Origin of the sequence: Maricaulis sp., assembly GCF_030149235.1 — a bacterium.
In the GTDB taxonomy this organism is placed as follows: Bacteria; Pseudomonadota; Alphaproteobacteria; order Caulobacterales; family Maricaulaceae; genus Maricaulis.
In genome coordinates, this window is the sequence record NZ_JASBRW010000071.1 from 1 (window position 1) to 7,063 (window position 7,063).

Genomic DNA, 7,063 nt, shown 5'->3' on the forward strand with positions numbered 1-7,063 from the left:
GGGTTCTCGGCCTCGACATTCCGGTGCTGCCGCATCCCTCCACGACTTTCAGCGATGAGGAGGCCGCCCGCCTGGCCGGGGAACCGAAAGCCGCCGCCCCGCGCGACCGCCGGCCGCGCATCCTGTTTCCCGGCGGCGCACGGCTGGAAAAGGGCTATCTGCTCGGGGTCCGGGCCTGCGCGGAACTGGCCGCCGCCGATCGCCACGACCTGATCCTGCGCGCCCGCTTCGATGCCTCCACCGACATCCGGCTCCGCGAGGCGACGGCCGAACTCGATCCGGCGCGGGTCGTGCTGGCGGACGGCGACTTCGCCCAGGACGCCTTCATCGACTGGCTCGCCTCCGCCGATGTGATCGTCGTTCCCTACCTGCCCGAGGCCTTCTCCAACCGGACCTCGGGCATGCTGGTGGACGCCATGTTGCTGGGCGTGCCGGTGGTGGTGATCAACGGCACCTGGCTGGCCGACGAGGTCGCCCGCAGCGGGGCGGGCATCAGCGTCGAGGCGGAGCCGCAGGCCCTGGTCGCGGGTATCGAGGTGGTGCTGGACGACTACGACCGTTATGCTCAGGCCACGCGCGAGGCGGCGCAGGACTATATCCGGTGCTCGGCCTGGAAGGGGCTGGTGGACAGGGTGCTGGACTGCGCCGCCGATGTGGCCGGTGCCGATCCGCTGCCGATGCTGGCGGTGCTGCGGCCAGGGGCGCCAGCGCCCGCGCCCGTCCGTGCCGCCGATCTGGCCGCTCTGCTGGACGGCCACGAGGGGCGGCTGGTGGTGATCCATACCGATCCGCGCGTCCTGCTGGCCGGGGCGATCCGCGACGGGCGGGACACCGCGCCGTTGCTGGCGGGCTGGCGCGCCGAGGCAATGCGGCTGCTGGAGACCTACCGTCACAACCGCAGGCGCCTTGTCCTGCTGGACCGGCACGCCCTGACGGCAAACCCGGACGCCTATCGGGCGCAGCTGACGGACATCGCCCCCGCGGCTCTGCCGCAGCCGGACGGGGATACCGGCGGGGACGCTGGGGGGCTGCACCGGATCCTGACGAATCTGGTCCTGTACCGGGATCGTGAAACCCTGAACCTGTGGGAGGCCCTGCAGGCCTGCACCGTGCTGCCCACCGCGGCGTGCGACCGGCACTGGATGGCCGATCTCGACGCGGGCCTGGCCGATTACGCGGAACTGGCCGCCGCCGCGGAGCGGTCGGAGCAGCGGGAGAAGGGCCTGCGCGCGCAGCTCGACCGTGCCCGGACCGCGCTGGAGGTGGCGCTGCAGGACAGCGCCGCGCGCACCGAGGCGCAGGCGCAGCTCGACGCGGCCATCGCACTGCAAACCGAGCAGATCGCCCAGTTGCATACCACCGTGGAGATCTACTTTGCCGAGGCCGAGAGCCTGCGCGAACGGTTGCGCGAAGGCGAGGAGGCGCTGGAGGCGGTCCGCACCCGGGCGCAGGAGGCCGAACAGGCGCTCTCGGAGGAACGCGCGCGGCGCGGCGCCGCCGAAGAGCAACTGGGGCGGATCTACAGGTCGAAATCCTGGCGCGTGACCGAACCCCTTCGCTGCTTCCGCCGGGCCCTGTCGGGAGGCCGGGGATGAGCTCACCGATGCAGACGCCCCCCTTCGCCGCTGAAGGTATCCCGCCGGGCCATGTGCTGCACATCGGCGCGGGTTATGGCGACATGCTGCCGGTCTGGCTCGACCTCAAGCCGCAGCGGATCACCCTGGTCGAACCCGACCCCGATACGCTGGCCGAATTGCGCGCCCGCGCGGAGCCGCACGCCCGGGTGCAGGTCGTGGCGGCGGCGGTCACGCCCGATCCGGCCCGATCGGTGCTGCATCGGTTCAACTTCGCCGAGTTGAACAGCCTGACCTGGCCCACCGGCATCCGCGATCTCTATCCCGGGCTGGAAGCGATCGGCGAGGAGACGGTGACCGCGCGCGATCCCGTCGAACTGGTGCGCGGGCTGGATCTCGACCCGGGGGCAGCGCATCTGCTGGTGATCGACGCCCCCGGCGTCGGCCTGGCCGTGCTGAAGGCCTTGCAGGGGGCCGGGCTGCTGGCTCGCTTTGCCGCGCTGCGCATCCGCACGGGCCGCAAGGCGCTTTACGAAGGCGAGGCGACACTTGACGAGATCACCGCCTGGCTCAAGGGCGCGGGCCATGGCCCGGTCACGCTGCTGGTCACCGACGATCCCGACCGTCCGTTCCTGCAGGCCCCGCTGTCGGGCGCAGGGCAGGCGGGGCAGGCACAGGACGCATCGGCCAAGGCCAAGCCTGAAAAGCCCGCAAGGCCGGAGCGGAAAACCGACGACGCCACGGCAGAGGAACTGGCCCGGCTCAAGGCCGCCGTGACCCGGGCGCGGCACGAACGCGGCCATGCCCGCGGCAGCCTCACCCGGCAGATCGGCAAGACCGAAAAGGCGCTGGCCGACCTGGCCGCCGCCCGCGACCGGATCGCGGAACTGGAAGACGCCACCAGGACTCTCGATGCCGAACATGCGTCCCGGGGCGAGGAAATCGCGCAACTGCGCGAGACCCTCGAGACCCGCACCGCCGAACTCGAGGCAGCACTGGCACGCATCGCGGAACTGAAGAAGGTGGCGCAGGCGCAGGGCGCGGAACTGGAACGCCACAAGACCCGGCTGGCGGAACTGGAAGAGACCGGCAAGCGGTTGCAGGGCGATCTCGACGCGCGCACGCGCGACTTCGATGCCCGTACCGCCGAACGCGACGCCCTCAAGGCGGACGCCGACCGGCTGGGCCTCAGCCGCGAGGACATGCACCGCGCCGAGGGCCAGATCGAGCTGATCAGGGATCTGCTGCTGCGCGGTCCCGAGATATGAGCGAAGGGGACGCCACACCGCCGCCGCGCGCGACCCGGCTCTTCGAGGTCACACAGGGCAGGGCCGAGGCGCGGGACGTCGCCGAACAGGACCGTGCCCTGCTGGAGCGCGCCCGCGCCCATTGGCAGATGGGCGAATGGCCCGCCCTGGCGGCCCTGGCGCGCGAGCCGCTGGACGATCACCCCGACCGCACCAAGCTGGCGCTGCTGGCTGCCGTGGGCCTGGCGCAGGGGGGCGACCTGCCCGCCGCCCGTGCCCATGCCGCACGCGCCCGCGACTGGGGCTGCGACCGGACCCTGCTGGCCCAGGTGCTGATCGCGGGGGTCCACAACAGCCTCGGGCGCGCCGCCTCGCTGCGTCGGGACGAGGACCGCGCGTTGCACCACTTCGAAACCTCGGTGGCCACCGTCACGCCGCATGGCGACGTAAAGGTGCTGGGACGCGCGCGCAACATCCACGAAAAGGCCCGGCTGGGGCAATTGCCGCAGGCGGCGAAGCTGATGGGCGAGGATCTGGACCGGGCCGGGACCGCCCCGCCCCCGGCGGCGGAACTGGCGCGGCTCCGGACCCGTCTGGCGCAGCTCGAACGCCGCGCCGGGATCCCCGATGCCGCGTCCGGCCCCGACGCCCTGCCCGACCGGGCGATCTATGTCTGCTGCCATCACAAGACGGGGACCAATTTCCTGCTGCCGGTCTTCAAGCAGATCGCCGCCGCCCATGGCCTGCCGCTCTGGCTGAAGTTCTACGATGCCGAACTGGAAAGCTGGCGCATCTGCCTGCACCAGCATTCGCGGCTCGCCGACCTGCCCTCCGGGCTGGCGTTTCGCGGATTGCATCTCGTGCGCCACCCGATGAGCCTGATCCATTCCGCCACGCTCTATCACGCGCGCGGCAGCGAACCCTGGCTGAACATCCCGCTGGAGCGTTTCACCGGGCGTACCTTCTGGCACCTGTCGAACCGCGACAGCTACAACGTCATCAAGGATCCGGAGGTGCCGATGGCGCGCAAGCGGGAACTTCTGGCCAGCGATCCGGGCGATGCGATGACCATCGCGGATTTCGATTCGGGCCATGACTTCGGGGGCCGCACCTATGCCGAGATGCTGCACGGCATGGACCGGATCGAGGACCGGATCGCCTTCGAGATGTCCGCCTATTCGCGCGGTGTGCTGCGCGACATGCTGGACTTTCCCGGCGACCGCCGCTTCTTCCACCTCCAGCTCGAGGATGTCTCGCACGACCGCTCCATGGCTGCGCTGCGCGAACTGTTTGCGCACCTGGGTTTCGGTGGGGAACCTGCGGCGCGCTGCCTGGAGATCGCGGCGCGTCATTGCCTGTGGAACATCGCGCACCCCGACCACGCCACTACCGGCGTGTCGCACGACTGGGAGCCGCTGTTCCGGGGCAAAACGTTGCAGGCGTTCCGCGATCTCTTCGGCTGGGCCGAACGCTGGCTGGGATATGACTGATCGCCCTTTCTGCTGCGTCCCCGCCACCTTATAGACACCGCAGGCAGATTGAAGACGTTGGAGAACACATGACCCGCAAGGCACTCATCACCGGCATTACCGGACAGGATGGTTCCTATCTCGCCGAATTCCTACTGGAAAAGGGCTACGAGGTGCATGGCATCAAGCGCCGCGCCTCGCTGTTCAATACCCAGCGGATCGATCACATCTACGAGGATCCGCACGCCCGCGACCGGTATTTCAAGCTGCATTATGGGGATCTGACCGATACCTCCAACCTCACCCGCATCCTGCGCGAGGTCGAACCCGACGAGGTCTATAACCTCGGCGCGCAATCCCATGTGGCCGTCAGCTTCGAGGTGCCCGAGTATACCGCCGACGTGGATGCCATCGGCACCCTGCGCCTGCTCGAGGCGATCCGCTTCCTCGGCATGGAAAAGACCTGCCGCTTCTACCAGGCCTCCACCTCCGAACTCTATGGGCTGGTGCAGGAAACCCCGCAAAGCGAGACCACGCCCTTCTACCCGCGTTCGCCCTATGCCGTGGCCAAGCTCTATGCCTACTGGATCTGCGTGAACTACCGCGAGGCCTACGGGATGTATGCCTGCAACGGGATCCTCTTCAACCACGAGAGCCCGCGCCGTGGCGAGACCTTCGTGACCCGCAAGATCACCCGGGGCCTGGCCAATATCACGCAGGGGCTGGAGCCCTGTCTCTACATGGGCAACATCGACGCGCTGCGCGACTGGGGCCATGCCATGGACTACGTGCGTATGCAGTGGCTGATGCTGCAGCAGGACACCCCTGAGGATTTCGTCATCGCCACCGGCCAGCAGTATACCGTGCGCCAGTTCATCACCTGGTCGGCAGCCGAGCTGGGTGTCACGCTGGAATTTTCCGGGGAAGGTGTTGACGAGGTCGCCACCGTCACCGCCATCGAGGGCGACAGGGCGCCCGCACTGAAGGTGGGCGATGTGGTGATGCGCATCGACCCGCGCTATTTCCGCCCCGCCGAGGTGGAAACGCTGCTGGGCGATCCGGCCAAAGCCAAGGAGAAACTGGGCTGGGTGCCCGAGATCACCACGCAGCAGATGTGCGCCGAGATGGTGGCCGAGGACTTGAAAACCGCAAAGCGCCATGCGCTACTGAAAGAGCATGGCATGGACCTGCCCGTCAGCCTCGAAGGCTGAGGCTTTCGGGCAGGAAACGATTTAGGTTCTGTCGCAAAGTTTTCGGATGTTGCGGCGCTTGGGAAGGTTTCGTAGTTCGTCTCCTCTGCAGAATGGAGGGGCGATAATGATCGATTTCAAAGGGGCGCATTACCCCAAGGACGTGATCCTCTTTGCGGTCTGGTTCTACGTCCGCTTTCCGGTGTCCTATCGCGATCTTGAAGAGATCATGGCCGAGCGCGGAGTAGAGGTCGACCATGCTACTTTGAACCGTTGGGTGGCTCTGTTGCACAAATCCTGTGAGGGATTCATCTCGTGAATCCGGCGTGGTAGCTGGTATGCATGAGCAGACACATACCCCCGACTTACAAAACCAGGAACTGGCCAGCCTACAATGAAGCGCTCAAGCGCCGGGGTTCGTTGACGATCTGGTTCGATCCTGAGATGATCTGGGAGGCCGCGCCAACAGGCAAGCGTGGCCGCCAGCAGACTTACAGCGACACAGCCATTCAGACTTGCCTCTCGATGAAGGTTCTATTCGGCATGGCCTTGCGGCAAACGACCGGCTTCGTCGAAAGCCTGTTGCGCCTGGTCGGGCTCGACTGGAAGGTCCCGGATTTCAGCACGCTGTCCCGTCGCCAGAAGACACTGGCAGTGAACATCCCGTATCGGGGCTCCAGGGGCCCACTGCATCTGCTTATCGACAGCACCGGCATCAAGGTTGAGGGCGAAGGCGAGTGGCACGCGCGCAAGCACGGCGGCCCCAAACGGCGCGTTTGGCGCAAGATCCACCTCGGAATCGACGAGCAAACACTGGAAGTTCGAGCCGTCGAGATCACTGGGAGCCATATCGGCGATGCACCGGTCCTGCACGACCTGCTGAGCCAGATCCCGGCAAGTGAGGAGATCGGCAGCGTCACCGCTGACGGTGCCTACGATACCCGCAAGTGCCATGATGCGATCGCTGACCGCGGCGCCCACGCCGTCATCCCGCCCCGCAAGAACGCGAAGCCGTGGAAGACCGTCACCGCTGGTGCAGTTGCCAGAAACGAGGCCCTGCGGGCGGCGAAATATCTCGGCCGTGCGATCTGGCGAAACTGGAGCGGATACCACCGACGAAGCCGTGCCGAAACGAAGATGCACTGTATGAAACTGCTGGGGCAGCGCCTCATGGCGCGGAGCTTTGACCGACAGGTCGCGGAGGTCCATATCCGCATCGCCGTCATGAACGGCTACACCGCCCTTGGCATCCCCATCACAGAGGCCGTGGGATGAATCCGTCCGGGGAAAGGGGAACCTCCGACATCAGAGGCTTTGTGCAACAGAGCCCCGTTGGGTGGAGAAGTATTCCGAGCAGATTGCGTCAGAAGCACAGAAGCGAAAGGCACAGTCGGCGCGTTCCTGGCGGATGGACGAGACCTACATCAAGGTGAAGGGCCGCTGGTGCTATCTGTATCGGACGGTCGACAAGTTCGGCAATACGCTTGATTTCATGCTGTCGGACACACGCGATGAAGCTGCGGCCACCCGCTTCTTCGCGCGCGCAATCCGCAACAATGGCTGGCCGGATCGGGTCGTCATCG

The 7,063-nt window shown here is 66.9% G+C and carries 5 protein-coding genes and 2 pseudogenes; all 7 read left to right on the forward strand.

Annotated elements, in window-relative coordinates:
• The coding region (locus Q1V51_RS10525) for a glycosyltransferase (protein ID WP_300556105.1) at positions 1-1,595 on the forward strand (1,595 nt) is incomplete at its 5' end.
• Positions 1,592-2,842: a hypothetical protein gene (locus Q1V51_RS10530; protein WP_300556107.1), complete on the forward strand. Its 1,251-nt coding sequence runs from the start codon at positions 1,592-1,594 to the stop codon at positions 2,840-2,842. The genes Q1V51_RS10525 and Q1V51_RS10530, both read left to right, overlap by 4 nt.
• On the forward strand, positions 2,839-4,311 hold the full coding sequence (locus Q1V51_RS10535; protein ID WP_300556109.1) for a hypothetical protein: 1,473 nt from the start codon (positions 2,839-2,841) through the stop codon (positions 4,309-4,311). The genes Q1V51_RS10530 and Q1V51_RS10535 overlap by 4 nt, the downstream gene beginning before the upstream one ends.
• A 68-nt stretch (positions 4,312-4,379) precedes the next feature.
• On the forward strand, positions 4,380-5,501 hold the full coding sequence (gene gmd, locus Q1V51_RS10540; RefSeq protein ID WP_300556111.1) for a GDP-mannose 4,6-dehydratase: 1,122 nt from the start codon (positions 4,380-4,382) through the stop codon (positions 5,499-5,501).
• Between the two features lie 106 nt (positions 5,502-5,607).
• Positions 5,608-5,760: pseudogene (locus Q1V51_RS10545) on the forward strand (IS6 family transposase); the annotation flags it as partial.
• 62 nt (positions 5,761-5,822) lie between these two features.
• The gene (locus tag Q1V51_RS10550) at positions 5,823-6,755 is read left to right on the forward strand and encodes an IS5 family transposase (protein ID WP_300556113.1); all 933 of its coding nucleotides are present in this window, start codon (positions 5,823-5,825) and stop codon (positions 6,753-6,755) included.
• A 43-nt stretch (positions 6,756-6,798) separates the two neighbouring features.
• Positions 6,799-7,063, forward strand: a pseudogene (locus Q1V51_RS10555) (DDE-type integrase/transposase/recombinase); the annotation flags it as partial.